This is a genomic window from Serratia plymuthica NBRC 102599, from assembly GCF_001590925.1.
Lineage (GTDB): Bacteria > Pseudomonadota > Gammaproteobacteria > Enterobacterales > Enterobacteriaceae > Serratia > Serratia plymuthica.
The window spans coordinates 1-23,195 of the sequence record NZ_BCTU01000029.1 but is presented as its reverse complement, the minus strand read 5'-3'; the positions used below and the strand labels follow the sequence as shown (position 1 = coordinate 23,195).

At 58.0% G+C, this 23,195-nt stretch carries 20 protein-coding genes and 1 tRNA gene; 7 read left to right on the top strand and 14 right to left on the bottom strand.

Going from position 1 to position 23,195, the window contains the following annotated elements:
- Positions 1–26: 26 nt before the first annotated feature.
- The 9 genes from SPL01S_RS19495 to argF all read right to left on the bottom strand — a co-directional run bounded on the left by SPL01S_RS19495 (position 27) and on the right by argF (position 9,393).
- Complete coding sequence (locus SPL01S_RS19495) at positions 27–755, bottom strand: proteasome-type protease (RefSeq protein ID WP_004953000.1); 729 nt, start codon at positions 753–755, stop codon at positions 27–29.
- 96 nt (positions 756–851) lie between these two features.
- Positions 852–1,658, bottom strand: a complete 807-nt coding sequence (locus SPL01S_RS19490; RefSeq protein ID WP_063202332.1) for a transglutaminase family protein — start codon at positions 1,656–1,658, stop codon at positions 852–854.
- Positions 1,655–2,584: an alpha-E domain-containing protein gene (locus SPL01S_RS19485; protein WP_063202331.1), complete on the bottom strand. Its 930-nt coding sequence runs from the start codon at positions 2,582–2,584 to the stop codon at positions 1,655–1,657. The genes SPL01S_RS19490 and SPL01S_RS19485 overlap by 4 nt, the downstream gene beginning before the upstream one ends.
- Positions 2,578–4,014 carry a circularly permuted type 2 ATP-grasp protein gene (locus SPL01S_RS19480; protein ID WP_006323352.1) on the bottom strand — a complete coding sequence of 479 codons (1,437 nt, stop codon included), beginning with the start codon at positions 4,012–4,014 and terminating at the stop codon, positions 2,578–2,580. Before SPL01S_RS19480 ends, SPL01S_RS19485 begins: the two co-directional genes overlap by 7 nt.
- Before the next feature lie 275 nt (positions 4,015–4,289).
- Positions 4,290–4,676 carry a 2-iminobutanoate/2-iminopropanoate deaminase gene (gene ridA / locus SPL01S_RS19475; protein ID WP_004953012.1) on the bottom strand — a complete coding sequence of 129 codons (387 nt, stop codon included), beginning with the start codon at positions 4,674–4,676 and terminating at the stop codon, positions 4,290–4,292.
- A gap of 182 nt (positions 4,677–4,858) precedes the next feature.
- Positions 4,859–5,323, bottom strand: coding sequence for an aspartate carbamoyltransferase regulatory subunit (gene pyrI / locus SPL01S_RS19470; protein ID WP_004953014.1), 465 nt, complete (start codon positions 5,321–5,323; stop codon positions 4,859–4,861).
- A 12-nt stretch (positions 5,324–5,335) separates the two neighbouring features.
- Positions 5,336–6,271, bottom strand: coding sequence for an aspartate carbamoyltransferase (gene pyrB, locus SPL01S_RS19465; protein WP_063202329.1), 936 nt, complete (start codon positions 6,269–6,271; stop codon positions 5,336–5,338).
- A 288-nt stretch (positions 6,272–6,559) separates the two neighbouring features.
- Positions 6,560–8,128 carry an ABC transporter substrate-binding protein gene (locus SPL01S_RS19460; RefSeq protein WP_063202328.1) on the bottom strand — a complete coding sequence of 523 codons (1,569 nt, stop codon included), beginning with the start codon at positions 8,126–8,128 and terminating at the stop codon, positions 6,560–6,562.
- Between the two features lie 245 nt (positions 8,129–8,373).
- On the bottom strand, positions 8,374–9,393 hold the full coding sequence (gene argF, locus SPL01S_RS19455; RefSeq protein ID WP_004953024.1) for an ornithine carbamoyltransferase: 1,020 nt from the start codon (positions 9,391–9,393) through the stop codon (positions 8,374–8,376).
- 163 nt (positions 9,394–9,556) lie between these two features.
- Here argF and rraB point away from each other — a divergent pair, with 163 nt between their 5' ends.
- Together rraB and miaE are read left to right on the top strand one after the other, a co-directional pair.
- Entirely contained in the window at positions 9,557–9,985 is a 429-nt protein-coding gene (rraB, locus tag SPL01S_RS19450) for a ribonuclease E inhibitor RraB (RefSeq protein WP_006323358.1), read from the top strand.
- A gap of 162 nt (positions 9,986–10,147) precedes the next feature.
- Positions 10,148–10,912: a tRNA isopentenyl-2-thiomethyl-A-37 hydroxylase MiaE gene (miaE, locus tag SPL01S_RS19445; RefSeq protein ID WP_004953030.1), complete on the top strand. Its 765-nt coding sequence runs from the start codon at positions 10,148–10,150 to the stop codon at positions 10,910–10,912.
- 18 nt (positions 10,913–10,930) lie between these two features.
- Here miaE and SPL01S_RS19440 read toward each other — a convergent pair whose 3' ends face one another.
- Positions 10,931–12,538 (bottom strand): GMC family oxidoreductase, encoded by a 1,608-nt coding sequence (locus SPL01S_RS19440; RefSeq protein WP_063202327.1) that lies wholly within the window; start codon positions 12,536–12,538, stop codon positions 10,931–10,933.
- 402 nt (positions 12,539–12,940) lie between these two features.
- On the opposite strand from SPL01S_RS19440, the gene SPL01S_RS19435 reads away from it, so the two are divergent.
- Positions 12,941–13,951 (top strand): acyltransferase family protein, encoded by a 1,011-nt coding sequence (locus SPL01S_RS19435; RefSeq protein WP_063202326.1) that lies wholly within the window; start codon positions 12,941–12,943, stop codon positions 13,949–13,951.
- Positions 13,952–14,017: 66 nt separating this feature from the next.
- On the opposite strand, the gene SPL01S_RS19430 is transcribed toward SPL01S_RS19435, so the two are convergent.
- The 4 genes from SPL01S_RS19430 to pepA form a co-directional block, all read right to left on the bottom strand.
- Positions 14,018–14,521 carry a GNAT family N-acetyltransferase gene (locus tag SPL01S_RS19430; protein ID WP_063202325.1) on the bottom strand — a complete coding sequence of 168 codons (504 nt, stop codon included), beginning with the start codon at positions 14,519–14,521 and terminating at the stop codon, positions 14,018–14,020.
- A 191-nt stretch (positions 14,522–14,712) separates the two neighbouring features.
- Positions 14,713–17,604, bottom strand: a complete 2,892-nt coding sequence (locus SPL01S_RS19425; protein WP_063202324.1) for a valine--tRNA ligase — start codon at positions 17,602–17,604, stop codon at positions 14,713–14,715.
- 13 nt (positions 17,605–17,617) lie between these two features.
- Positions 17,618–18,067 (bottom strand): DNA polymerase III subunit chi, encoded by a 450-nt coding sequence (locus SPL01S_RS19420; protein WP_012005017.1) that lies wholly within the window; start codon positions 18,065–18,067, stop codon positions 17,618–17,620.
- An 85-nt stretch (positions 18,068–18,152) separates the two neighbouring features.
- The gene (gene pepA / locus SPL01S_RS19415) at positions 18,153–19,664 is read right to left on the bottom strand and encodes a leucyl aminopeptidase (RefSeq protein WP_004953046.1); all 1,512 of its coding nucleotides are present in this window, start codon (positions 19,662–19,664) and stop codon (positions 18,153–18,155) included.
- Between the two features lie 281 nt (positions 19,665–19,945).
- Between pepA and lptF the strand changes: the two genes are divergently transcribed.
- The 4 genes from lptF to SPL01S_RS19395 form a co-directional block, all read left to right on the top strand.
- Complete coding sequence (gene lptF, locus SPL01S_RS19410; protein ID WP_006323363.1) at positions 19,946–21,040, top strand: LPS export ABC transporter permease LptF; 1,095 nt, start codon at positions 19,946–19,948, stop codon at positions 21,038–21,040.
- Positions 21,040–22,110: an LPS export ABC transporter permease LptG gene (gene lptG, locus SPL01S_RS19405; protein ID WP_020438362.1), complete on the top strand. Its 1,071-nt coding sequence runs from the start codon at positions 21,040–21,042 to the stop codon at positions 22,108–22,110. The genes lptF and lptG overlap by 1 nt, the downstream gene beginning before the upstream one ends.
- 251 nt (positions 22,111–22,361) lie before the next feature.
- A tRNA-Leu gene (locus tag SPL01S_RS19400) sits at positions 22,362–22,446 on the top strand.
- Positions 22,447–22,635: 189 nt separating this feature from the next.
- Positions 22,636–23,195: tyrosine-type recombinase/integrase (locus tag SPL01S_RS19395; protein WP_155729011.1), on the top strand; the 560-nt coding region annotated here is incomplete at its 3' end.

Sequence of the window (23,195 nt, the reverse complement as noted above, 5' to 3'; positions counted from 1 at the left end):
CTCAGCATGCTGAGCCCGAAAACAACTTACAGCTGCAACGGCGGCAGCTGTTTGAAAATGCTGACCAGCCCTTCGCCCCAGCCTTTGCGAATGGCGCTGAAGTGCGGGTGATCTTCGGTAATGCGGTACTGCTGTTGGCTGCTGAAACTGTCGCGCGGGTAGATCATCACGTCGAGCGGCAGGCCGACCGACAGGTTGCTGCGCAACGTGGAGTCGAGAGAAATCAGCGCGCACTGCATCGCCTGCTCCAGCGGGGTATCGTAATTCAGCACCCGATCGATAATCGGTTTGCCGTATTTGCTTTCGCCAATCTGGAAATAGGGCGTATCCCGGGTGGCTTCGATAAAGTTGCCCTGCGGATAGATATGGAACAGCCGCATCTCTTCGCCGTCAATCTGGCCGCCGAGCAGCAGGCTGCAACTGAAATCGGTGGTGCTGCCGCTCTGTTGGGCTTCGCTGTCGCGCAGGATCACTTCGCGCACCGTTTCGCCCACCAGCGTGGCGGCTTCATACAGGTTGGGCACGTTGAGCAGGTTGGGGCGGTCGGCATCCTTGCTGCGGCGCAGCAGCAGGCTGATGATGCTCTGAGTCGTCGCCAGGTTACCGGCGCTTTGCAGCACCAGCGTGCGCTCACCGTCCTGCTGGAACACGTGCAGCTTGCGGAAGGTGGAGATATGATCCACCCCGGCATTGGTGCGGGAGTCGGAAGCAAACACCAGCCCGGATGACAAGCGCATGGCCACACAATAGGTCATACCAAAATCCTTCAAACGCGAAATAACACCGTGCTCGATGACGGCACGCCGGAAAAAACCAGCGTGCCGCAAACCGCTGCGTTCGGCAAGGGGATGTTATTGCCCCTGAGCCTGGCTGGCCGGCATCATCTGCACTGCCGCCATGGTCTGCATATCCTCGCTGCCGCCGCCGAGCCTGATACCGCGCACCGGGCAGGCATCCAGATAATCGATCCCCACCGCCAGCTTAAGGTGCTGATTCGGCAGGCGGGTGTTGTTGGTAACGTCGAAACTGTGCCAGCGTTCGTCCACCCAGGCTTCCGCCCAGGCGTGGGTGGCGACGTGGGCGGAATCTTCGCTGTAAAGGTAGCCGCTGACGTAGCGCGCCGGAATATTCAGGCTGCGGCAGCAGGCCAGAAAGACGTGGGTATGATCCTGGCAGACGCCGTTGCCGGAAGCGAACGCCTGGGCGGCGCTGTCGGTCACCTCGGTGGCGCCCGGCGTGTAAGGCATTTTCAGCAACAGATCGCCCATCAGTTTTTCCAGCCCGGCAAGCAGCGTTTCCGGTTGGTAATAGCGCAGCGCGAAGGCCTGGATGGCGCTGTCGGGCTGGGTCAGCGGGCTGTGGCGCAGGAACACCAGCGGCGAGAGATGCCCCATCGTCGGGTCTTCTACACCGTCTTCAATCTCCACCACGCCGTGGGCCTGAATGGTGATCGCCTGATGCGGGTGATCCAGCGTCAGCACATGCAGCACATTGCCGAAGGCATCGGTGGTGCACACCGCATCTTCCGGCAGCGTTAACTGCCAGGAGATGATGCGCTGGTGCTGCGAATCCTGCGGCGTCAAACGCAGATACTGGGTGCTGCGCTTCACCTGCTGGGCGTAGGTGTAATGGGTATTGTGCTCAATATTCAGTTTCATTGCGCCTCCAGGTAAGTGTGATGGATGCTTTCCGCGATGCCGTTGATCTGCCCTAGGAATAAGCCCAGCCAGTCGCTTAGCCCCACCTTGTTCAGATCCTTCATGCTGCTGAAACGCAGTTCGGCGTGCAGCGTGTGCGCCAGCCGGCGCGGTTCATTGGCACTGTTGCCGCCAATCTGCTCCAACTGTTGCACCATATCGCCGACGCAAGCCAGCAGGGAGCGTGGGATTTCGTTACGCAGGATCATCAGTTCGGCAATGGTTTCCCGGCTGAGCTGCTGCTTGTAGATGCTGTGATAGGCTTCGCGTGCGCTGACCGCCCGCAGCAGCGTGTCCATGCGGTAATACTCGCGCACCGGATCGTTGTCGTTATCCAGCAACTCGTTTTTGACGCCGAGCAGGCGTGCGGTGCTGTCTGCCCGCTCCAGCAGGGTGCCGAGGCGGATAAAGCACATCGCGTCGCTGCGCAGCAGGGTGCCGAACATCGCGCCACGAAACAGGTGCGAGCGCTCCTTGACCCAATCGAAGAAGCCGTCGGCGCCCACCGACCCTATGCCCTGGCGGCGGATCAGCTTCATTTCGATCCAGGTGGCGTTAATGCATTCCCAGACTTCGGAAGACAGGCTGCCGCGCACCGCATGGGCGTTGTTCCAGCCCATTTGCAGGCAGTTGTAGATGCTGCTGTGGTTACGGCTGTCGAGCGCAAAAAAGCTCACCAGATTGGCCATCGTCAAATCGGGATAGGCGGCGGCGTACAGTTGCCCGGTGCCGGTCAGGTTGAGCGGCACCTGCAGATCATGATCTTCGCTGTCGCGGATCGGCATCATCGACAGTTTGTTGGTCACGTCGAGCACCCGGGCGATGCTTTCCGCCCGCTCCAGATAGCGGGCCATCCAATAGAGTTCACTGGCAGTTCGGCTCAGCATGCGTCATCCTCCAACACCCAGGTATCCTTGGTTCCCCCGCCCTGTGACGAGTTGACCACCAGTGAGCCTTGCGCCAGCGCTACGCGCGTCAGGCCGCCGGGCACCAGGCGAATTTCCGCACCGCTCAGGGCGAACGGCCGCAGATCGATATGACGCGGCGCCAGGCCATCGTTGACAAAGGTCGGGCAGGTCGACAGCGCCAGCGTGTTCTGCGCAATGTAGTTATGCGGTTTGGCCAGCAGCAGCGCGCGGAAGTGGGCGATTTCGTCTTTGGTCGCCGCCGGCCCAATCAGCATGCCGTAACCGCCGGCGCCGTGAACCTCCTTCACCACCATCTGCTCCAGGTTCGCCAGCACGTACGACAGCTCATTCTTGTGGCGGCACTGCCAGGTGGGCACGTTGTTGAGGATCGGCTCTTCCTGCAGATAGAAGCGCACCATGTCCGGCACGTACGGGTAGATCGACTTGTCGTCGGCCACGCCGGTACCGATGGCGTTCGCCAGCACCACGTTGCCGGCGCGGTAGACGGAAAGCAGCCCCGGCACGCCGAGCATCGAGTCCGGGCGGAACGCCAGCGGATCGAGGAAGGCGTCGTCCACCCGGCGGTAGATCACATCCACCTTGCACGGCCCGGCGGTGGTGCGCATAAACACCGCACCGTCCTTGACGAACAGATCGGCGCTTTCAACCAGCTCCACGCCCATCTGCTGAGCCAGGAAACTGTGCTCGAAATAGGCGCTGTTGAAACGGCCCGGCGTCAGCACCACCACGGTAGGATCGTTAATCGGCGAGCTTTCGCGCAGGGTTTGCAGCAGGTGCGACGGGTAGCGCTCTACCGGGGCGATGCGTTGCTGGGCGAACAGTTCCGGGTACAGGCGCATCATCATCTTGCGGTTTTCCAGCATGTAGGACACGCCGGACGGGGTGCGAAGATTGTCCTCCAGCACGTAATACTGGCCGTCGCCGCCGCGCACCATATCCACGCCGACGATGTGCGCGTAAATATTGCGGTGCAGATCGACCCCCTGCATGCAGGGCTGATACTGATCGTTAGCCAGCACCTGTTCTGCCGGAATAATCCCGGCTTTCAGAATATGCTGTTGATGGTAGATATCGTGCAGAAAGGCGTTGAGCGCCTGTACGCGCTGGCGAATGCCGCGATCGAGCATCGCCCATTCGCTGGCGGGGATGATGCGCGGCACGCTGTCGAACGGGATAAGCCGTTCGGCGCCGTCATCCTCACCGTAAACATTAAAGGTAATGCCCACCCGGTGAAACAGCAGTGCAGCCTCTTCTCTTTTACGCTGAATAGCCTTTTGGTCGGCCTGTTGCAGCCAATGCCAGTAAGCTTCGTAATGGCCCCGGTGTTTACCCTCAGCCAGAAGCATCTCATCAAAAAACGGTGAAGCGGACAGGTCGATATTTAGCATCGTCACCTCGTTGACATTGCAGGCTGTAACAAGATCGAGCATAAAATGTGCCAAAATGTGAAAGAGGCGAAAACCGGCGTAAAAAGCAGGAAAAAGGCAGGGGAAAGCGCGATTTGGGTGCAGGCGCGGCGGGCGTTGCCTTAAAATGGGGCGAAATTGTGGTGCGTTGGGTTAACTATGATCCCTGATAGCGCACCCTAACGGATCGTTGCTTCAGGCGGGACAAATAAAAACGGCCAGCCGATGGCTGACCGTTGGGCGCGGTAGTCGTGGAATTAACGACGAACGGCGATGGCTTCGATCTCGATTTTCACGTCTTTCGGCAGACGGGCTACTTCGACGCAGGAACGGGCCGGGAACGGCGCGTTGTGCTCGGTGAAGAAGCTTTCGTAAGCGGCGTTTACGGTGGCGAAATCGTTCAGATCTTTCACGAACACCGTGGTTTTCACGATGTCGGCGACTTTCAGGCCGGCGGCTTCAACGATCGCTTTAACGTTTTCCAGCGACTGGCGTGCCTGTGCGGAAACGTCGTCGGCCACTGCGCCGGTTTTCGGATCCACCGGGATCTGGCCGGAAGTGATGATCATGCTGCCCAGATCAACGCCCTGCACGTAAGGACCAATGGCTGCCGGGGCGAGTTCAGTGCTGATGTTACGGGACATTTTTTCTCCTGATATACCCTTCGTCTTTCAAACCGCAGCGTTGTTGGCTGCGTGCGCTCACCGTAGGGGGCGAATAAGTTCGCCCCGTAACACGTGGGCGCAGCATGTAGCGCCCCTACGGCATTCCATTATAGGGAGTGACGAGCGGATTAACAGCGTCGTTCCCGGCAAATGGGTATATTTCAATCCGCCTGCAGCACCACCTGATGGTCGAACTCTTTCTCGCAGTAGCGGCATTTCAGATGCACTTCGCCGTCGCGGGATTTCACGCCAAAGCTGGACGCTACCGGCTCGCTGCGGCTGATGCAGTTGCCGTTCGGGCAGGTCAGCACGCCGTCGATATGGTCCGGCAGGCTGAGAGTCAGCTTGCGCACCACTTCGTAGTTGTCGATGCGGTTCACCGTGGCTTTCGGCGCGTACATCGCCAGCTGGTTGGCCTGCTGCTCGGTCAGGAAGGTGTTCTCGATTTTGATCAGGTCTTTGCGACCCAGCTCGTTGGAAGGCAGGTTCAGGCCAATGGTGATGCGCTGGTCGGTGGCGGTCAATTTGAACAGCGTCAGCAGCTTAAAGCCCACCTGCGCCGGAATATGGTCAATCACCGTACCGCACTTGATCGCTTCAACCTGCAGTTTGTTATCGTGAGTCATGACGGTTCCCCCTTAAAAAGCCAAATCTGCGTTTAATACCAGCGCCAGCAGCGCCTGGCGGGCGAAGATGCCGTTGCCTGCCTGTTGGAAGTAGTAGGCGTACGGCGTGGTATCCACGTCGGTGGTGATCTCGTCGATGCGCGGCAGCGGGTGCAGCACTTTGAGATTGGCGCGCGCGCCGGCCAGATCCGCCGCGCGCAGCACGAACTGCGCCTTCACGTTGGCGTATTCCGAAGGATCCAGGCGCTCTTTCTGCACCCGGGTCATGTAGAGAATATCCAGCTCCGGCACCACTTCTTCAATGCTGCTGTGCAGGCTGTATTCGATGCCTTTTTCTTCGAGCATTTTCAGGATGTAAGCCGGCATTGCCAGCGCATCCGGGGCGATAAAGTAGAAGCGGTTGCCTTCGAACTTGGCCAGCGCCTGCGCCAGCGAGTGTACGGTGCGGCCGTATTTCAGGTCGCCGACCATGGCGATATTGATGTTGTTCAGGCGGCCCTGGGTTTCCTGGATGGTGAACAGGTCGAGCAGCGTTTGGGTCGGGTGCTGGTTGGCGCCGTCGCCGGCGTTGAGCACCGGGACACCGCCGGAAAATTCCGTCGCCAGCCGTGCGGCGCCTTCCTGCGGGTGACGCATCACGATGGCGTCTACGTAGGTGCCGATGACCGAGATGGTGTCGGCCAGCGTTTCGCCTTTCTTGCCCAGCGACGTATTGCTGCCGTCGGCAAAGCCGACCACCGAGGCACCGAGGCGATGCATAGAGGTTTCGAACGACAGGCGGGTGCGGGTCGAGGCTTCGAAGAAGCAGCTGGCGATCACCTTGTGCTTGAGCAATTCGGGCTGCGGGGTGGCTTTCAGGCTGGCGGCGGTGCGCAGCACCAGCTCCAGATCCTCGCGGCTGAGATCGTTAATAGAGATGATATGTTTGTGATACAGCGGGTTGGCCATTTTTCACTCTCCTCGACTCGTGCCCGTGGCGCGGGGCTTTTTAAGGCAAAAAAAAGCCCCTCAACGAGGGGCTTGAAACGATCGGTTTAGCAACAGGAGAAACAACGGCAGTTGGCCGCCGATTGGCGGTCGGTTTTGTCGGTTGCGGCTAACAAAACACATGGCGTTTTTCATGCTTTCTCCTGGCAAATTGTCGCGCATTATACTCGCGCTTTTCGCCACTGCAAGCGCTAAAACGCCGATTTTTGCCGCTTCGCAATCGATTGGCCGGCGATGGCCGCTTGCCGGTTATTTGCTGACGCGATCGTAGTAGACCATGTCGGCGTTCAGGCCCTGCTGGTAGCCTTTGACGTTATCGCGCAGCACCACTTCGGTTTTGGCCTGATCGATAAACACATACGGCGAACTGCGTTGCAACTCCTGTTGCATGGCAGTGTACAGCGCGGTGCGTTTGGCCGGATCGGCTTCGGCTACCGCCGCCAGCGTCTGCTTGCTCAACTGCGGGATCTGCCAGCCGTTGAGGCCCGCGACCGTACTGGTTTTGCCGTCGTTATAGGCGAAGGCGCTGGCGTTGGAATGCGCATCAAAATAATCCGGGATCCACAGGCGGATCGCCGCCTGGTGCTGTTTGGCGCGTACCCGCGAATACACCTGGCTGCCGGCGGCCGGCAACAGATCCAGCTTCACGCCACCCTGGGCAAAACTGGCCTGCAACGCCTGGGCGATGGTGATAAACGGCGGCTTGTTCTCCACGTCCAGCGTCAGGGTGGCGTTGGTGATGCCGGCCTTGGCCAGGATCGCCTTGGCCTTGGTCGGATCGAAGCTGAACGGGTTGTCTTCCAGCGCGCCCGGCAGCCCGACCGGCAGGAAGCTTTGATGCACAAAATACTGGCCTTTCAGCAGATCCTTGGTAATGCCCTGATAATCGATCAGATAGCGCGCCGCCTCCCAGAAGGCCGGGTTTTTCAGCAGCGGATTGGCGGCGTTGCCGGTATTGAACACTAAATAGTTCTGCTCGGCGGACGGGATTTCCAACACCTTCACGCCCGGTTGATTTTTTAACGCCACGGTTTGGTCCGGGCCAAGCTCACGTGCCACATCGGCGTCGCCCTGCTGGATCAGCAGGCGGCGGGTGGCCGGGTCCGGCACGCTTTTAATGATGATGCTGTGCAACAAGGGTTTGCTGCCCGGCGAGGTCGGATTGGCGTCCAGCACGATCGCCTGATGCGGCTGGTAGACGCGCATTTTGAACGGCCCGCTGCCGGCGGAGTGCATTTTCAGCCAGGCATTGCCGTAGTCGCCGTCTTTGGCGTTCGGCTGCATCGCCTTGCTGTCGACGATCGAGGCGATCGGCGTGGAGAGAATATTCAGCGCCACCGCCGGGCTGACGTCCGCCGTCCAGCTCAGTTGCAGGCTGTGCTCGTCGATTTTCTTCAGGTGGGCATCAATATTGTCCGGCTGCCAGCCGAGCACGTTGAGGATAAACGCCGGCGATTTGTTCATTTTCACCGCGCGGCTGTAGGAGAAAATCACGTCGTCGGCGGTCAGCGGATTGCCGGAGGCGAACGCCGCCTGTGGGCGCAGTTTGACGGTCAGGGTTTTTGCCGCCGCATCGCCCTGCCAGCTTTCCGCCAGCACCGGCACCACTTTCGCCGGATCATCGCGATCCGCCTGCACCAGCCGCTGATACAGGCTGGGCACGGTCTGGATGCTGGACAGCTCGTTGGCTTCCGCCGGATCCAGGCTGACGATATCGTCCAGCGATTGCACCACCACCAGCGTGTTGGCCGGGGTGGCGGCGAGCGCAGAGGCGGACAGGGCGGCAAGCATTAACAGCGGCAGGACTTTGGCTTTCATCGATGTGTATCCCCTGAAGGCACTGCGCGGCAGTGCTGAGAAGTAGTTGTTATCGTTAGTTTTCACGGCAGTTTTGCCGTTAGTCTGCCACGGTAGAACCTTTGCCCAAGGCTGGCAAAGGTCAATCGGCTATTTGATATGACAAGAATATATTAGGCGCTCCGGCGGGGGTTGCCAGAGCGGGGAAGGGGTTGGGGCGCGAGCGCGCCCCATTGCCTGTGCGTGACGCGCCCCGGCAATATGCTTTAAATCGTTTCGCTCAGGGTGGCGACCATCACCGCCTTGATGGTGTGCAGGCGGTTTTCGGCCTGATCGAACACCACGCTGTGCGCGGATTCGAATACTTCATCGGTGACTTCCATGCCGCCTTGCAGCCCGTATTGTTCCGCCATCTGTTTGCCGAGGGTGGTTTGGTCGTCGTGAAACGCCGGCAGGCAATGCAGGAATTTGACGTTCGGGTTACCGGTCAGTTTCACCATCGCCATATTGACCTGATAGGGTTTCAGCAGCGCGATCCGCTCCTGCCAGGTTTCTTTCGGTTCGCCCATCGACACCCACACGTCGGTGTACAGGAAGTCCGCGTCTTTCACCCCTTCGGCAATGTCTTCGGTCAGGGTGATCTTGGCGCCGGTCTGTTGCGCCAGCGCCTGACACTCGGCTACCAGCTCCGGCTGCGGCCAACAGGCTTTCGGTGCCACCAGGCGCAGATCCATGCCCGCCAACGCAGCCGCTTCCAGCAAGGTGTTGCCCATGTTGTTGCGCGTGTCGCCGAGGTAAGCGAATTTCACCTCGCTCAAGGGTTTGCCCGGCAGCTGTTCCTGCACGGTGAGCAGGTCCGCCAGCAGCTGGGTGGGGTGGAATTCGTTGGTCAGCCCGTTCCATACCGGCACGCCGGCATGGGTGGCCAGGGTTTCCACCAGATGCTGGCCGTAACCGCGGTATTGAATACCGTCATACATCCGGCCCAACACGCGGGCGGTGTCTTTCATCGATTCTTTATGGCCGATCTGGCTACCGCTGGGGCCGAGATAGGTGACCTGGGCGCCCTGATCGAAAGCGGCAACTTCGAAAGAGCAACGGGTGCGTGTCGAGTCTTTTTCGAAGATGAGCGCGATGTTCTTGCCCTGCAGACGCCGCGTTTCCTTACCCTGCTTTTTGGCCTGCTTCAATTCGGCCGAAAGCCGCAGCAGCGCCAGCAGCTCTGTCGGCGTGAAATCCATTAATCTCAGAAAGTGACGTTTGTAGAACGGGTTCATCGTACTCATTTCCGCATGTCCTGATCGTTTTAATTGAATTAAAATTCACTTTATATGTATGAATATTCAATTTCAACCCCGAAGCAGAAATCTTTCACGTTTATCGTGGCAGCTATGGCGGCGGTGTGTGAAAATAGAAGGAATACAGGCCATTTGACTTGAGGATATAGGCATGGCAAACCGCGAACAGCTGGAAGAACAACGTGAAGAGACCCGCCTGATCATCGAAGAACTGCTGGAAGACGGCAGCGATCCGGATGCGCTCTACACCATCGAACACCACCTCTCTGCTGAAAAGTTTGAAGTGCTGGAGCAGGCTGCTGTCGAAGCCTTCAAGCTGGGCTACGAAGTGACCGACGCCGAAGAACTGGAAGTGGAAGACGGCACGCTGGTCATGTGCTGCGACGTGATCAGCGAAGTCGGCCTGAACGCCGAACTGATCGACACCCAGGTAGAGCAGTTGTTGGCGCTGGCGGAACGTTGCGGTGTCAACTACGACGGTTGGGGCACCTACTATGAAGATCCGAACGGTGAAGACGGTGAGGATGATGAAGAAGACGGTGAATTGATCGACGAAGATGACGACGGCAAACGCCACTGATTAATGCAATGGGCCGGCGCAAGCCGGCCTCTCCCGTCGTCTTTCAAGCCGCAGCGTTGTTGTCTGCACTCACTCACCCCAGTTACTTATTGAAGTAAGCGCCTGAGGATGAGCGAGCTGGTTGCCTGGCTGCAACTTGAAAGCCATAGGGCTATTAAGCTGATGAAATACCAATCCCTGTTATCCCCGATTCTAAACTTCCTGCACTGCGAAACGCCCGATGGCTGGATCGACGCTGCGCGGCGTCCGGAAAACCTGCCGCTGTTGCTGACCGACCATATGGTGTGCGAGCTGAAGGCGGCGCAGACCGGCATGTGGCTGATTCGCCGCTACGTGGCGGACAAAGAGAGCGGCGATGCCTTGCTGGCGCTGCTCAGGCCCTACGAGGCTTTTCTGCATGAAGCGCAGGGCGAGCCGGAAGCGCTGTTCCGCCAGGGCCAGTTCACCAGGAAAATCTTGCCGAAAAACGGTTCGGCCTACGGGCAGGATCTGGCGGACAAGATGGTGCTGCTGATCAAAGAAGAACTGCACCACTTCTCGCAGGTGCTGGAGATCATGCAGGCGCGGCGCATTCCCTACAAGAAAATCACCGCCAGCCGCTATGCCAAAGGCATGATCCGCGAGGTTCGCACCCACGATCCGGCCACGCTGATCGATAAGCTGATCTGCGGCGCCTATATCGAAGCACGCTCCTGCGAACGCTTCGCCCGGTTGGCACCGCACCTGGACGACGAGTTAAACCGTTTCTACGTCTCGCTGCTGCGCTCCGAGGCGCGGCATTATCAGGATTACCTGACGCTGGCCGAGCAGATTGCCGGCGGCGACATCAGCGAGCGGGTGGCTCACTTCGGCCGCATTGAAGCTGAGCTGATCCTGTCGCCGGACAGCGAGCTGCGTTTCCACAGCGGCGTGCCCGCCGCCGCCTGACTGCCGGGCGCCCGGTTTTCACGTCGGCGCGCCCAGCAGCAAATCCACCGCTTTTTCCGCCAGCATGATGGTCGGTGCATTGGTGTTGCCGCTGGTCACCTGCGGCATCACCGAGCAATCGATCACCCGCAGCCGTTCAAACCCGTGTACCCGCAGTTGCAGGTCGGTCACCGAGTCCTGCGGCGATTGGCCCATGCGGCAGCTGCCTACCGGGTGATACACCGTTTTGCAGAAGTTACGCACGAACTCCTCCAGTTGCGCCTCATCGTTCAACCATGCCGGCTGCGGCATCAGCAGATCTTTGACGATCGGCTTGAGGGCGGCGGTTTGCAGGAAGCGCAGGCCGAATTTCACCGCGCGCACGCTGCCGGCCAGATCTTCCGGGTGGCCGAGGTAATTGGCGTGCAGCTTGACCGGATCGCGCGGATCGCGGCTGCGCAGCAGCACTTCACCACGCGCCTTCGGTTGCAGGTAGCCGACCTTCAGCGTGAAACCGTGAATATTCGGCAGCGGCTCGCCGGGCACGTCGTCCCAGCTGTCCAGCAGCGGCAGAAAGTGGATCTGCACGTCCGGCCGGCCGTCGCCCAGGCTGTCGGAGAAGGCGGCGCCTTCCAGCACGTTGGAGGTGAGCACGCCGCTGCGGAACGCCAGCCATTCGGTGCCGTGGCGCAGCGCCTGCAGGCCGCGATCGGCGCCGAACAGGCTGACCGGCTCGCGGGTGCTGACGTTGATCGACATATGCAGGTGATCGTGAAAGTTTTTGCCCACCGGCAAGTCCGCGCGCGGCTCGATCCCCAGCTGTTGCAGGTGTTCGCGCGGCCCAATGCCGGACAACATCAGGATCTTCGGCGAGCCTACCGCACCGGCGCTGAGGATCACTTCTTTTGCGGCATGCGCGGTGACTTCGCCGCCGCCGTTCTGGCTATACACTACGCCGGTGGCCATGTTGCCGTCGAACACCACCCGATGCACCAGCGCGTTCAGTTTCACCACCAGCCGTTGCTCGTTACGCACCGCTTTCAGGTAGGTTCGGGCGGTACTGGCGCGTTCGCCGTTGTGGGTGGTGGTCTGATAAAAGCCCACGCCGTGCTGGCTGTCGCCGTTGAAATCGTTGCGGTAAGGCAGGTCCAGCTCCTGGCCGGCGCGGATAAACGCCATGCTGAGCGGGTGGCGGTAGCGGTTCTCGCTGACCGGCAGCAGCCCTTCGCCGCCGTGATAAGCGTCGGACAGGCTCTCGTTGGCCTCGGCGCGTTTGAAATAGGGCAGCACGTCCTGATAGCCCCAGCCGACGCAGCCGTAACGTTCGGCCCATTCGTCGTAATCCTGCCGCTGGCCGCGAATGTAGATCATGCCGTTGACCGAGCTGCTGCCGCCCAGCACCTTGCCCTGGGCAATTTGCATGCGGCGGTTGTTGGCGTGCGGTTCCGGTTCGGTTTCATACGGCCAGCTTTTTTTGGCGATGATCTTCGCCACGCCGGCCGGCATCTTGATGAACAGGTTATTGTCGCCGCCGCCGGCTTCCAGCAGCAGCACCCGCGCCTGGGTGCGGCGGATTAACTGCGCGGCCAGTACGCAACCGGCGGAGCCTGCGCCGACAATGATGTAATCAAAAGCGTTTTCCGACATGACTGTTCCCCGTGCGAGTGCGGCATAAGCCTGTCAGGGCAGAGTATCGCAAGGTGGCAAGAGGTCAATTTGTAATCGTTAATTTGTTAATGAATATCACAAAAAAGATGACAATTGATTTTTGATTTGTTTTTATGTATTTGATTTTATTGTTTTTATATAAATAAATTAAAATATGACCATGTTAATGATTATGCGTGCGTCGCTTCGGGCAGGGTTTTGGGGCCGTGGGACAGCAAAAAACGGTAACGAGAGCGGGAGAAACGCGTTAATAAAATCGCTGTGCCTTTGTTTTTTACCGGGAAATTAAATATGGGATTAATCTGATTAGAAAGAAAGTGTCAGGGAAGTGGGGCTGCTATATGATGACGACACTTGTTAGCGGATAATATATTAAGAAATATGGAAATTTCAATTAATAAGTCTAATTATTTAAAAGGGATTGCCATCATTCTGATGTTGGTCCACCACCTGTTCGCCTATCCAGACCGAATTAGCCCTGATATTCCGGTATATTATATCGTTAGCGGGATAAATATTGAGATGTATCTTGGCCTGTTCGGCAAGATTTGCGTGTCGATGTTCCTGTTCTTGTCCGGTTACGGTTTTTCACTTAAAAAAGACATTTCTTTTAAATATATCTGGGGCAAGCTGAAGAATTTATATATCAGCTACTGGATAGTGTTGTTTATCTTTGTGCCGATCGGCATTATTTTCTTTCCGGGTGAAAGATATTCCCTTTCGCCGTCGCTGTTTATCGAAAACCTGATTGGCCTCAAATCCACCTACAACAGCGAGTGGTGGTTCTTCAAACTTTATGTTCTGTATGTGCTCTCGCTGCCGCTGCTGTCGAAACTGAATACGACGACCTTGCTGGGCGTGCTGTTTGCGGCGGCGCTGTGCGGCAGGGGATTGCAGTATTTCCCTTGGGCGCCGCAGGTGCTCATCGAGTATTGCACCTGGCTGCTGCCTTTTGGTTTTGGCATGGTGTTTGGCCGTACCCAGCGGGCCCCGGCAGACTCGTGGTTGGCGAAGCTGATTGATACGTTGGGCCGCACCCATCCGTTGATCTTGCTGGTGGTGACTGTGGCGGTGTTTATCGTCGCCCATAATCCGGGGCTGCTGCTGGTGACGCCGTTGTTTATCATCGCGATGATGAAAACCGCCGACGGGCTGGGCAGCAGGGTGAACAAGGCGGTGGTTGAGCTGGGCAAACATTCGATGTACATGTGGCTGACCCACAGCTTCTACTGCTATTACTTCACTCAGAAACTGATTTTTGCGCCGCGTTATACGCCGCTGGTGCTGCTGCTGTTGATCCTGGTGTCGTACCTTACCAGCCTGGTGCTGAGCCGGATTGAGGTAGCTATCAAAAGCGGGGGGATGAGGGGAAAAGTGCGGGCCTCTGAGTAGCGCCAGCGCATGCGGCGCTTGCCATGACAGGGGACGAACATCTTCGCCCCCCGCCCAGAAGCCAGATTAAAGCGTTTTCAGCATGGTCACTTCGCAGTCGACGTGGCCGGTGGTGCCCATGGCGCAGTCGATGTGTTCGAAGCCCAGATGCTCATACAGCCCGATAGCCTGCGTCAGGCTGGCGGTGGTTTCTAAATAACAACAGCGGAAGCCCTGTTGACGGGCAAACTCCAGCGCCTGCAACGCCAGGCGTTTCGCCAGGCCCTTGCCGCGCAAAACCGGCAGAAAATACATTTTCTGTAATTCGCAAATATCGTCATCACCGCCTTGCAGCGGGGCAACGCCGCCGCCGCCGGCAATCTGACCGTCGACTTCTATCACCCAATAAGCGCTGCGCGGCAGGCTGTAGAGTTGATACAAGACGTCCAGATTGGGGTCGGAAACGGTATAGCCTTTATCCGCCGTCAAACCGTGCTCGGCGGAGACTTCGCGAATGACGTTAGCAATAGCGGCATTGTCGTCAACCGTTATTGGGCGCACCAGAAGACGCACTGGGGTTGCTGTTGTCATGTTTACACTCGCCATAAATTACTGGGACCACGTTTTTTATCGCAGCACAAAAGGCGCCGGGTTTATATCTCGGCGGCGTCCATGCGGCATTAATACCTTGTAATAACATCTATACCGGGGCGGATGCAACGGCGATAAAAAAACAGCGGGGAGAACCCCGCTGTTTTCAGCTGTTGCAGCGAACCGACAGATTACAGCGCGGCGATGCTCGCCTGCTGCTCTTGCAGTTTCACTTTGCCTTCTTTGCAGGCCGCCAGACGCTCACGCTCTTTAGCGACGACCGCTTCCGGTGCGCGCGCCACAAAGCCTTCGTTCGACAGCTTGCCTTCGATCGAGGCGATTTCCGCATCCAGCTTGCCCATCTCTTTCGACAGACGCGCGATTTCAGCGTCTTTATCGATAAAGCCGGCCATAGGGATCAGCAACTCGGCACCGTCCACCAGTTTGGTGACCGATAACGGGCCTTTCTCGCCCGCAGGCAGCAGGGTGATGGACGCCAGGCGCGCCAGACGCTCGATAAAGCTCTGGTTCTCCTGCACGCGGCGCTGGGCGTCGGCGTTGCAGTTGCGCAGCAGCACGTCCAGCTGTTTGCTTGGGGCGATGTTCATCTCGGCGCGGATGTTACGCACCGCGGTGATCGCCTGCTTGATCCACTCCAGGTCGTTCAGTGCCTGCGTGTCTTCCAGCGCGGCGTCGTACTCTGGGAACGGCTGCAGCATGATGCTTTCGTTTTGAAGAGCAGCTGCGGTTTCGCCGGTCAGGGTTTTCACGCGCTGCCAGATGGTTTCGGTAATGAACGGGATCACCGGGTGCGCCAGGCGCAGCAGGGCTTCCAGCACGGTGATCAGCGTGTGGCGGGTGCCGCGCTGTTCCGCTTCGCTGCCGTTGCTCACCACCGGCTTGGTCAGCTCCAGATACCAGTCGCAGAACTGGTTCCAGGTGAATTCATACAGAATGTTGGCGGCCAGATCGAAGCGATAGGTATCCAGCGCTTCGCGGTAAGCCTTCACTGTGCGGTTGAATTCGGCCAGGATCCAGCGGTCCGCCAGCGACAGCACTTTCTCGCCGCCGTTGAAGCCGCAGTCTTGATTTTCCGCGTTCATCAGCACAAAGCGACTGGCGTTCCACAGCTTGTTACAGAAGTTGCGGTAGCCTTCCAGGCGTTTCATGTCCCAGTTGATGTCACGGCCGGTAGAGGCCAGCGCCGCCAGGGTGAAGCGCAGGGCGTCGGTGCCGTGCGGTTCGATACCGTTCGGGAACTGCTTCTCGGTGCGCTTGCGGATTTTTTCCGCCAGCTGCGGCTGCATCATGTTACCGGTACGTTTTTCCAGCAGATCTTCCAGCGAGATGCCGTCAACCATGTCCAGCGGATCGATCACGTTGCCTTTCGACTTGGACATTTTCTGCCCTTCGTCGTCGCGGATCAGGCCAGTCATGTAGACCGTCTTGAACGGAACTTGCGGCTTGCCGTTTTCGTCCTTCATGAAGTGCATGGTCAGCATGATCATGCGCGCAATCCAGAAGAAGATGATGTCGAAGCCGCTGACCATCACGCTGGTCGGGTGGAAGGTTTTCAGCGCGTCGGTCTGCTCTGGCCAGCCCAGAGTAGAGAAGGTCCACAGGCCGGAAGAGAACCAGGTGTCCAGCACATCTTCGTCCTGGTTCAGCACCACGTCGGCGCCCAGGTTGTTTTCGCTGCGCACTTCTTCTTCGCTGCGGCCAACGTAGACTTTGCCGTTCACGTCATACCAGGCCGGAATGCGGTGGCCCCACCACAGCTGACGGGAGATGCACCAGTCCTGAATGTCGCGCATCCAACTGAAGTACATGTTTTCGTACTGCTTCGGCACGAACTGAATTTCGCCTTGCTCAACGGCTTCCACCGCCACTTTCGCCAGCGGCGCAGTGCGCACGTACCATTGGTCGGTCAGCATCGGCTCGATCACCACGCCGCCGCGGTCGCCGTAAGGCACCGTCAGGTCGTGCGGTTTGATCTCTTCCAGTAAACCAAGCTCTTCAAAGGCGGCAACCACCGCTTTACGCGCCGCGAAACGCTCCAGGCCACGGTATTGGGCCGGAATTTCGTTGCAGTAGTCGGTGCAGATTTCGCCGAGCGTGTTGAACACTTCCGCTTCCTGGCGGATATCGCCGTCGAAAGTCAGGATGTTGATCATCGGCAGGCCGTGACGTTTACCGACTTCGTAGTCGTTAAAGTCGTGCGCCGGGGTGATTTTCACGCAGCCGGTGCCTTTTTCCATATCGGCGTGTTCGTCGCCGACGATGCGGATGCGGCGGCCAACCAGCGGCAGAATGATTTCTTTGCCGATAAGGTCTTTGTAGCGCGGATCTTCCGGGTTCACCGCCACGCCGGTATCACCGAGCACGGTTTCCGGACGGGTGGTGGCGACCACCAGATAGTCTTTGCCTTCGGCGGTTTTGGCGCCGTCGGCCAGCGGGTAGCGCAGGTGCCACATCGAGCCTTTGGACTCGCGGTTTTCCACTTCCAGATCGGAGATGGCGGTGCGCAGTTTCGGATCCCAGTTCACCAGGCGCTTGCCGCGGTAGATCAGATCTTCTTTGTGCAGGCGGACAAACACTTCGCGTACCGCGTTGGACAGGCCTTCGTCCATGGTGAAGCGCTCACGCTCCCAGTCGACGGAGTTGCCCAGACGGCGCATCTGGCGGGTGATGGTGCCGCCGGATTCCGCTTTCCACTGCCAGATTTTGTCGATGAACGCGTCGCGGCCATAGTCATGGCGGGTTTTGTTTTCTTCTGCGGCGATCTTGCGCTCAACCACCATCTGGGTAGCGATACCGGCATGGTCGGTACCGGCCTGCCACAGGGTGTTTTTCCCCTGCATGCGCTGGTAGCGGATCATGGTGTCCATGATGGTCTGCTGGAAGGCATGGCCCATGTGCAGGCTGCCGGTGACGTTCGGCGGCGGGATCATGATGCAGAAGCTTTCCTGGCTGGTATCGCCGTTTGGCTTGAAGTAACCCTGGTTTTCCCAGTGATCGTACAGCTTCTGTTCGATCTCTTTCGGGTCGTATGCGGTATCGAGATGACTGTTTGTCTTTTCCATTTTATATCGTTGTTCAGTGAGTTGGCGGCGTTGCCGTGGTCAAATGGAAGCCGACGCTGCGATAGGCTTTATATCGGTCGCGCGCCAACTGTTTCAGGGTGTCTTCGTAAGGGACGAAGTCTACCACTTCATGGAAAGCAGTAGCAAAATCTGCAAACTGCGGCAGCAGGGCGATCAGCAGATCCCGTGGGGAGTTGCCGCGTTTGCCGGGCCAGCACAATTCTACCGGCGCGCCGTAGTGCGGGCCTTCGCCGGCCAGGTTGTGCGGCACGAACTGGTGCGGATCGCGCTGCCACAGCGCTTCGTCCAGCCGCTGGGCCTGTTCCTGGCTCTCGCAGGCGATCAACACCCGCTTGCCGGAACGCCAACGTTCGGCGGCAACGGCGCAGGCCACGGCCTCATGCGCGCTGAGCGCGCCTGCCGGTTCCGCGTGTTCAATAAGATAGAACGTTGCCTGCTTGATCATCTGATTCACCGCTGCCTATAAAAAAATGTAGGGGCACAGCATGCTGTGCCCCTCGGGATTATACCTGAATTACCGCTCAGATTTAATCGTCGCCGTTCAGTCCAGCACGGTTCAACAGGAACTGAGACAGCAAGGCTACCGGACGCCCGGTCGCCCCTTTGGCCTTGCCGGAACGCCAGGCGGTGCCGGCGATGTCCAGGTGCGCCCAGCTGTACTTGCGGGTAAAGCGCGACAGGAAGCAGGCGGCGGTGATGGCACCCCCCGGACGGCCGCCAATGTTCGCCATATCGGCAAAATTGGAGTCCAGCTGCTCGTAGTACTCGTCGGTCATCGGCAAACGCCACGCGCGGTCGCCGGCCTGCTCGGACGCGCCGATCAGTTCGTGCGCCAGCGGGTTGTGGTTCGACATCAGGCCGGTGATGTGGTGGCCCAGCGCGATCACGCAGGCGCCGGTCAGGGTGGCGACGTCAATCACCAGCTCCGGATCGAAACGCTCTACGTAGGTCAGGGTGTCGCACAGCACCAGGCGGCCTTCGGCGTCGGTGTTGAGCACCTCGACGGTCTGGCCGGACATGGTGGTCAGTACGTCGCCCGGACGATAAGCGCTGCCGCCCGGCATGTTTTCACAGCCGGCCAGCACGCCGATCACGTTCAGCGGCAGGTTCAGCTCCGCCACTACGCGCATCACGCCGTACACGGTGGCCGCGCCGCACATGTCGTACTTCATCTCGTCCATGCCTTCGGCAGGTTTGATCGAGATGCCGCCGGAATCGAAGGTCAGCCCTTTGCCCACCAGCACGATCGGCTTAGCGTCCGGGTTCGGGTTGCCCTTATATTCCATCACCGACATCAATGATTCGTTCTGCGAACCATGGCCGACCGCCAGATAGGCATTCATCCCCAGCTCTTTCATCTGCTGCTCGCCGATGACGCGGGTAACGATGTTGGTGCTGAAGGCGTCCGCCAGTTGGCGAGCCTGGGAGGCCAGGTAACCGGCGTTACAGATGTTCGGCGGCATGTTGCCGAGATCTTTCGCCGCTTTAATGCCGGAAGCCACCGCCAGACCGTGCTGGATAGCGCGTTCGCCGCTGGTCAGCTCGCGACGGGTCGGCACGTTGAACACCATTTTGCGCAGCGGACGGCGCGGCTCCACTTTATTACTTTTCAGCTGATCGAAGGTGTAGAGCGTTTCTTTGGCGGTTTCTACCGCCTGGCGCACCTTCCAGTAAGTGTTGCGGCCTTTCACGTGCAGCTCGGTCAGGAAGCAGACCGCTTCCATGGAGCCGGTATCGTTAAGGGTATTGATGGTTTTCTGAATCACCTGTTTGTACTGGCGTTCATCGAGCTCGCGCTCTTTGCCACAGCCGATTAACAGGATGCGTTCGGAGAGAATGTTAGGTACATGGTGCAGCAGTAATGTCTGCCCGACTTTACCTTCCAGTTCGCCACGGCGCAGCAATGCGCTGATATAACCATCACTGATTTTGTCGAGTTGTTCTGCGATAGGGGACAGGCGGCGCGGCTCGAAAACGCCGACTACAATACAGGCACTGCGCTGTTTTTCCGGGCTACCGCTCTTTACACTGAACTCCATGCACTCTCCTGAATCTTAAAGACAAAGGCGGAAGCTACGGCTAGAATGACCCAACTCCGTAATGAACTCCCGCCATTGAGTTAACTAACTATGTTAACCTGAACGGCGTAAATTGCTCTGTTTTGGCGACTATAGGCAAGTTCCTATAGGACACCCAAATGCTAGATGTTGTAATACTATTTTAGCTATGACGGTTGCCATATGATGAGAATAAATGGCGGATTAGCGATGAAACTATCGATTTTCCTGCAAAAAGACAAGTTTTCACAGGCGTAATAAGCGTGATCATCATAAGATATCTGGTACGGGAAACGCTAAAGAGCCAAATCGCGATCCTTTTCATCCTGCTTCTGATCTTCTTTTGTCAGAACCTGGTCAAGGTGTTAGGCGATGCGGTGGACGGCAATGTCCCGACAAATTTAGTCCTTTCACTGCTTGCATTGGGTGTGCCGAAGATGGCGCAGCTAATCCTGCCATTAAGCCTGTTTCTCGGCTTGTTGATGACGCTTGGGCGGTTGTACACCGACAGCGAAATCACCGTTATGCACGCCTGCGGGCTGGGTAAACGCACCCTGATCATTGCCGCGATGGTGCTGGCGCTAATCACCTCCGCCGTGGCGGCGGTAAACGTGTTCTGGGCCGGCCCGGTGGCCTCCCGTTATCAGGACGTGGTGATCAGCGAGGCGAAAGCCAACCCGAGCATCGCCGGCCTGGCGGAAGGGCAGTTCAAACCCTCGCAAGACGGCAACGCCGTGCTGTTTATCGGCAACGTCAAGGGCAGCACTTTCAACGACGTGTTCCTGGCGCAACTGCGGCCGAACGGCAACCAGCGCCCTTCCGTGGTGGTGGCCGAGCGCGGCAAGATCAACCAAATGAAAGACGGCTCGCAGGTGGTGACGCTCGACAAGGGCACCCGCTTTGAGGGCACCGCGTTGCTGCGTGACTTCCGCATTACCGATTTCAACGATTATAAAGCCGTGGTGGGCCACCGTGCGGTCGCTATTGACGGCAACCAGGCCGAACAGATGTCGATGCAGGCGCTGTGGCAGTCGGATGACCCGGACGCGCGCGCCGAGTTCCACTGGCGCCTGACGCTGGTGCTGTCCGTGGCCATTATGGCGCTGCTGGTGGTGCCGCTCAGCGTGGTGAACCCACGCCAGGGCCGCGTGCTGAGCATGCTGCCGGCCATCCTGCTGTATTTGATTTTCTTCCTGCTGCAGACCTCGCTGCGCTCTAACGGCGGCAAAGGCAAGCTGGATCCGATGATCTGGCTGTGGGTGGTCAACGCGGCGTACTTCGCGATCGCGCTGGCGCTAAACCTGTGGGATACCGTGCCGATGCGCAAGCTGCGCGCACGCCTGAGAGGAGCGGCCTGATGTTTGGCGTTTTAGACCGATATATCGGTAAGACGATTTTCAACACCATCATCATGACGCTGTTCATGCTGGTGTCGCTTTCCGGCATCATCAAGTTCGTCGATCAGCTGCGCAAAGTGGGCCAGGGCGACTACTCGGCGCTGAGCGCTGGGATGTTTACCCTGCTGAGCGTGCCGAAGGACATCGAGACGTTCTTCCCGATGGCGGCCCTGCTGGGCGCTCTGCTCGGCCTGGGGCAACTGGCGACGCGCAGTGAACTGGTGGTGATGCAGGCTTCCGGTTTTACCCGCATGCAGATCGCCGGCTCGGTGATGAAAACCGCTATCCCGCTGGTGCTGCTGACCATGGCGATTGGCGAGTGGGTGGCGCCGCAGGGCGACCAGATGGCGCGCAACTACCGTGCGCAGCAGATGTACGGCGGTTCGCTGCTTTCCACCAAAAACGGCCTGTGGGCGAAGGACGGAAACGACTTCATCTACATCGAGCGCGTGGCGGGCGAGAAAGAACTTTCCGGCGTCAACATCTACCATTTCAACGACCAGCGCAGGCTGGAGACGGTGCGCTATGCCGCCACCGCCAGCTTTGAAGACGGCGTGTGGAAGCTTTCGCAGGTGGATACTTCCGACCTGACCAACGAAAAACAGGTCACCGGCACCCAAACCTTGACCGGCGAATGGAAAACCAACCTCACCCCGGACAAACTGGGCGTGGTGGCGCTGGACCCAACCTCACTCTCCATCAGCGGCCTGCACAACTACGTGAAGTACCTGAAGCAGAGCGGCCAGGAAGCTAACCGCTACCAGCTGAACATGTGGAGCAAGGTGTTCTCGCCGCTCTCTGTGGCGGTGATGATGCTGATGGCGCTGTCGTTCATCTTCGGGCCGCTGCGCAGCGTGCCGATGGGCGTGCGCGTGGTGACCGGCATCAGCTTCGGGTTCCTGTTCTACGTGCTGGACCAGATCTTCGGCCCGCTGAGCCTGGTGTACAACATGCCGCCGGTGCTGGGCGCGCTGCTGCCGAGCATGCTGTTCCTGCTGATCAGCGTGTATATGCTGCTAAAACGCAAGTAGCGCCATTACGGGCAGTTTAAGAAGGCGTAGCCATTGGGTTGCGCCTTTTTTGTTTCTGGCGCCTGGCGGGGCGAGGAGCGTGGTTACGGTGGGGGTAGACGTTGGTGCGCTGCATGCTGCACCCGCAAAATGGGCACAATGTGACCCCAGCGACGATTTTTTCAGCACTTAACTCATTGAACAACGGATAAGTGTTGCATGCGGATCGCTGAAAGGTATAATTCACCCGTTTTCCGCATACTACTTGCAGTGCCGAAGTGGCGAAATCGGTAGACGCAGTTGATTCAAAATCAACCGTAGAGATACGTGCCGGTTCGAGTCCGGCCTTCGGCACCAAATAGTACAAAATCGACGTCTATTGACGTCTTTTTTTGTCTCTAAAATCCAGCAGTTACGCTGTTTCCCCCCTGCTATATGTCTCTTGACGTCCACTCACATCTATCCACATATACCAACAAATGATGGTATAACTGGTGGTATCTTCGGTTCGATTGATTTTGATACCAACAATGGAGTTATCAACTGATGGCGCTCACTGATATCAAAGTTCGAACAACCAAACCCTCAGATAAACCCTTTAAACTGACTGATGGTCAGGGTATGCACCTGCTAATCAACCCCAATGGCTCAAAATACTGGCGTTTACAGTATCGCTTTGATGGTAAGCAAAAGATTCTGGCATTAGGTGTTTATCCAACGGTCACACTTGGCGAAGCTCGTAGAAAAAGAGATGAAGCCAAAAAGTTGGTATCTGTTGGTATCGATCCCTCAGAAAAGAAAAAATCCGACAAGATTGAACAAAGTGAAGCATTTACCTTTGAAGCTATAGCGAGAGACTGGCATACCGCATGTAATCGGAGATGGTCTCCTTCTCACAGCGAACGAGTTCTTAAAAGTCTTGAAGACAACCTTTTCTCCTCAATAGGTAAGAGAAAAATTGTTGAGCTTAAAACAAAGGATCTACTCGTTCCGATCAAGGTCGTTGAGGCTTCAGGGCGTCTGGAAGTAGCAGCACGCCTGCAACAGCGAACCACCGCGATAATGCGATATGCAGTCCAGAATGGTTTAATTGACTACACCCCAGT

Bases quoted from the DNA above. Each gene is read 5' to 3' on its own strand.
- SPL01S_RS19495 (WP_004953000.1), bottom strand. From the start codon at position 755: ATGACCTATTGTGTGGCCATGCGCTTGTCATCCGGGCTGGTGTTTGCT.
- SPL01S_RS19490 (WP_063202332.1), bottom strand. From the start codon at position 1,658: ATGAAACTGAATATTGAGCACAATACCCATTACACCTACGCCCAGCAG.
- SPL01S_RS19485 (WP_063202331.1), bottom strand. From the start codon at position 2,584: ATGCTGAGCCGAACTGCCAGTGAACTCTATTGGATGGCCCGCTATCTG.
- SPL01S_RS19480 (WP_006323352.1), bottom strand. From the start codon at position 4,014: ATGCTAAATATCGACCTGTCCGCTTCACCGTTTTTTGATGAGATGCTT.
- ridA (WP_004953012.1), bottom strand. From the start codon at position 4,676: ATGTCCCGTAACATCAGCACTGAACTCGCCCCGGCAGCCATTGGTCCT.
- pyrI (WP_004953014.1), bottom strand. From the start codon at position 5,323: ATGACTCACGATAACAAACTGCAGGTTGAAGCGATCAAGTGCGGTACG.
- pyrB (WP_063202329.1), bottom strand. From the start codon at position 6,271: ATGGCCAACCCGCTGTATCACAAACATATCATCTCTATTAACGATCTC.
- SPL01S_RS19460 (WP_063202328.1), bottom strand. From the start codon at position 8,128: ATGAAAGCCAAAGTCCTGCCGCTGTTAATGCTTGCCGCCCTGTCCGCC.
- argF (WP_004953024.1), bottom strand. From the start codon at position 9,393: ATGAGTACGATGAACCCGTTCTACAAACGTCACTTTCTGAGATTAATG.
- rraB (WP_006323358.1), top strand. From the start codon at position 9,557: ATGGCAAACCGCGAACAGCTGGAAGAACAACGTGAAGAGACCCGCCTG.
- miaE (WP_004953030.1), top strand. From the start codon at position 10,148: ATGAAATACCAATCCCTGTTATCCCCGATTCTAAACTTCCTGCACTGC.
- SPL01S_RS19440 (WP_063202327.1), bottom strand. From the start codon at position 12,538: ATGTCGGAAAACGCTTTTGATTACATCATTGTCGGCGCAGGCTCCGCC.
- SPL01S_RS19435 (WP_063202326.1), top strand. From the start codon at position 12,941: ATGGAAATTTCAATTAATAAGTCTAATTATTTAAAAGGGATTGCCATC.
- SPL01S_RS19430 (WP_063202325.1), bottom strand. From the start codon at position 14,521: ATGACAACAGCAACCCCAGTGCGTCTTCTGGTGCGCCCAATAACGGTT.
- SPL01S_RS19425 (WP_063202324.1), bottom strand. From the start codon at position 17,604: ATGGAAAAGACAAACAGTCATCTCGATACCGCATACGACCCGAAAGAG.
- pepA (WP_004953046.1), bottom strand. From the start codon at position 19,664: ATGGAGTTCAGTGTAAAGAGCGGTAGCCCGGAAAAACAGCGCAGTGCC.
- lptG (WP_020438362.1), top strand. From the start codon at position 21,040: ATGTTTGGCGTTTTAGACCGATATATCGGTAAGACGATTTTCAACACC.